Source organism: Acinetobacter sp. 243_ASPC, from assembly GCF_001054715.1.
In the GTDB taxonomy this organism is placed as follows: domain Bacteria; phylum Pseudomonadota; class Gammaproteobacteria; order Pseudomonadales; family Moraxellaceae; genus Acinetobacter; species Acinetobacter soli.
Genome location: NZ_JVOR01000016.1, coordinates 1 through 1035, shown reverse-complemented (window position 1 = coordinate 1035; position 1035 = coordinate 1). Strand labels below are relative to the sequence as shown.

The 1035-nt window shown below is 22.8% G+C and carries 1 protein-coding gene; it reads right to left on the bottom strand.

Going from position 1 to position 1035, the window contains the following annotated elements:
* Positions 1 to 260: 260 nt before the first annotated feature.
* Positions 261 to 773 carry a hypothetical protein gene (locus ADA42_RS01885; RefSeq protein WP_004948679.1) on the bottom strand — a complete coding sequence of 171 codons (513 nt, stop codon included), beginning with the start codon at positions 771 to 773 and terminating at the stop codon, positions 261 to 263.
* Between the last annotated feature and the right edge of the window lie 262 nt (positions 774 to 1035).

Sequence of the window (1035 nt, the reverse complement as noted above, 5' to 3'; positions counted from 1 at the left end):
AAATTGCAGCTTTGGTCGATTCCAGATGAGATTCAGGTACGTAACAAATTAGTTTAAGCATTAACTTACTGCCAAAAATCAAAGTAGTTCAAGTTATTTCATAATATCATAAATAAAATACAAGCTATCTCAAAATATATTATAAAAAAATTTAAATCTTCTTATTATAAGAATCATCAAGAAAGAAATATTATAATTCTACTCTATATTTTAATCACTTTAACTATTAAGAATTAATAAATATTTAGGTTTTTTATAATTCAGTTTATCTTAATAAAATTTTCTTCAATATGATCTGATAAAATTTTTATTAATTCATTCTTTTTATCGACCACTACTGGAATAAGATATATCGATTTAGAGCTTTTGATACCCACGCAATCGAAAAACTCTTTTTTAAAACCATTTCTATACTGAATACGATAGGATTCACCAACTACAACTTCAAAGTCTTTAACAGTAACAGTTAAGAACCAACATATATTCAGTTTTATTAAGTTCTCCTTAAAAGAAAAGCTAAACACAGTGTAACGATAAGTTTTGAAAATCTTTATTATTATAGCAATAATACAAAAAAAACCTAAGACTACTGGATATAAATAATATAATGATATATTAAAATCAAAATAATATACTTGTAAAGCGTTCGATTCAAAAACAGACGGAAATAAAAATAATGTACCAGCAGAAAGAAATATTAATAAAAATATCTCACCTAATATCATTTTTATACAAGAAGGATTAATAAAATAATCATACTTACTTAAATTCATATATATACAACTTTTTAATCTTATTCATTAAAATGTAAAAATTACAATAAATTCTTATAAAAACATTAGAAATTATAATCATTACATCTTTAGAATTAATTTTAACATATAATATTTTCAAGTCTAGAAATATCAAATCTAACGAGAAAAATTTATTAATTTTTTATAAATCAAAATGTTTACAGACTAAATTAAATACATAACAACCTCCTTCTACAGCGGCAAAAATTGCAGCTTTGGTCGATTCCAGATGAGATTCAGG